At 68.0% G+C, this 1,079-nt stretch carries 2 protein-coding genes; both read right to left on the bottom strand.

Translation table 11 applies throughout. The features are described from left to right. Positions 1-47 precede the first annotated feature (47 nt). Positions 48-569 (bottom strand): Asp23/Gls24 family envelope stress response protein, encoded by a 522-nt coding sequence (locus LQV45_RS35000; protein WP_230012588.1) that lies wholly within the window; start codon positions 567-569, stop codon positions 48-50. 196 nt (positions 570-765) lie between these two features. Next, the coding region (locus LQV45_RS35005; RefSeq protein ID WP_230012590.1) for a hypothetical protein at positions 766-1,079 on the bottom strand (314 nt) is incomplete at its 5' end.

Below are 1,079 nucleotides of genomic sequence, written 5' to 3' on the forward strand. Positions count from 1 at the left end.
CATGAAGGCCACGAAGGCGCCCATGGCGATTCCCACTACCGTCAGACTCATTGGATTGCCTCCCTGACTGGCCGGGCCTCGGCGGACGCGGCCGGTTTGGCCGGGCCGGGCACATAAACGTCGTTGATCTCGATATTGACCTCGATCACTTCGAGACCCACCAGTTCCCCGACGGCGGCGTAGACGACGGCGCGGACCTGGTCCGCGAGGGTCTGCAGGGGGGTGCCGTACACCGCAACAAGATCGATGTCCACGGCGACCTGCGTTTCGCCGACTTCCACGCGGACGCCTGCTGCGTGATCAGCGTTGCCGACGGCGTCGCGGATGGCCCCGAGGGCGCGTGAGGGTCCTGATCCCAACGAATAGACGCCGGGCACCGATCGGGCGGCGATGCCCGCTACCTTGGCGACGGCAGTTTCCGCTATGACCGTGCGGCCGGTGCCGGCCGGCGCGGACAGACCGTCTGTAGGACTGACCAGGGCATCGGGACCGGGCTGACCGGCTGCGAGCCCGGCAACGTGTTGACCGGCCGCAGGACCGGCGACGGGTTGAGAATTCTGGTATTCCATAACGCACTCCCCCTTCTCTTTGACACAACCCTAGTCCCTGCCTTGGGGCGCGTGGGGGAATCTTGCGGCGCCCGTTCCCACAGTCCATGCAGGTGGGGGCGGGAACGGGCGGCCTGCATCGGGGACAAGGCCAGCCGTCTGTCCGCCGCGGGATGTCAGCCGGGGGCCGACGCGGGCGTTGGCCTGGCCGAACCCCCTACTTGCAGTTGGTGGCGATCCAGGTCCTGACCGGCGCCATGGCGGCCTGGAGCTTTCCGCTGGAGAAGACCGTCTGGTCGGTGACGCCGGCAACGGCCACCTCCTTGAGGTTGGCGAAGTCGGACTTGAGGCTGTCCGGGACGCGTTCGGCCGTCGCGGCCAGCTCCGTTTTGAACTGTTCCAGTTCCGCCGTCTTGCCTTGGGCTGCCGACAGCGGAAGGAGCGTGGCGCCGGTTGCCTGCTCCGAGATCTTGGAGCACGCCTCGGCGGCGCTGGTGAAGCCGCCGAACGGTCCCGAGGTCCCGCTGGGGC

It is taken from the genome of Microbacterium sp. Bi128 (genome assembly GCF_918698205.1).